Raw genomic sequence first — 814 nt, forward strand, 5'->3', positions numbered from 1 at the left:
TTTAATATGTGGTTATTACAGCAAAGAGGATACACCTGTTCCCATTCCGAACACAGAAGTTAAGCTCTTTAGCGCCGAAGGTACTTGATGGGAAGCTGTCTGGGAGAATAGGACGTAGCCACGTGATTTGCCGAAGTGGCGGAACTGGCAGACGCACAGGACTTAAAATCCTGCGAAACTTATACTTTCGTACCGGTTCGATTCCGGTCTTCGGCACCAATATTTTTTTATAGTGACAGACACCAACATTATGGACCATTAGCTCAGTTGGTTAGAGCGCCCGGCTCATAACCGGTAGGTCCGGGGTTCGAATCCCTGATGGTCCACCATTTAACCATAGGGGTGTAGCTCAGTTGGTAGAGCGTCGGTCTCCAAAACCGTGCGCCGGGGGTTCGAGTCCCTCCACCCCTGCCATGAGAATTTATAAAACCAAATATATTATATGGGCCTATAGCTCAGGTGGTTAGAGCGCACGCCTGATAAGCGTGAGGTCGCTGGTTCGAGTCCAGCTAGGCCCACCAATTTATGCCTAGATAGCTCAGTCGGTAGAGCAGGGGACTGAAAATCCCCGTGTCGGTGGTTCGATTCCGCCTCTAGGCACCACTTTTTCTAAAAAACTTAAAAAAAGTTATTGACAAAAGAAATTAAAGATGTTACTATTATCTAGTCGTCAAAAACGACAGGTAAACAAAATGAACTTTGAAAATTAAACAGCAGGTTAATTCATATTGTTTTTATAAACAATTGATTAATCGTTTAAACCATAAAGGTTTAAACCACAAACAACAAACCAAGCCAGATATTTCGAGATAAT

Annotated in this window: 5 tRNA genes and 1 rRNA gene; all 6 read left to right on the forward strand. The window is 43.9% G+C overall.

The annotated features are described in order from the left end of the window. Window positions 1–7 precede the first annotated feature (7 nt). The 6 genes from rrf (at window position 8) to C0982_RS10395 (ending at window position 603) form a co-directional block, all read left to right on the forward strand. Window positions 8–124 (forward strand): 5S ribosomal RNA (rrf, locus tag C0982_RS10370). A gap of 5 nt (window positions 125–129) precedes the next feature. Beyond that, a tRNA-Leu gene (locus C0982_RS10375) sits at window positions 130–219 on the forward strand. Between the two features lie 33 nt (window positions 220–252). Then, a tRNA-Ile gene (locus C0982_RS10380) sits at window positions 253–329 on the forward strand. A 9-nt stretch (window positions 330–338) separates the two neighbouring features. Continuing rightward, a tRNA-Trp gene (locus tag C0982_RS10385) sits at window positions 339–414 on the forward strand. Between the two features lie 30 nt (window positions 415–444). Further along, window positions 445–521: transfer RNA gene (locus tag C0982_RS10390), tRNA-Ile, on the forward strand. 6 nt (window positions 522–527) lie between these two features. Then, window positions 528–603 (forward strand) — tRNA-Phe (locus C0982_RS10395). Window positions 604–814 lie beyond the last annotated feature (211 nt).

The sequence above is a fragment of the Peptostreptococcus faecalis genome (genome assembly GCF_900240845.1).
GTDB lineage: Bacteria > Bacillota > Clostridia > Peptostreptococcales > Peptostreptococcaceae > Peptostreptococcus > Peptostreptococcus faecalis.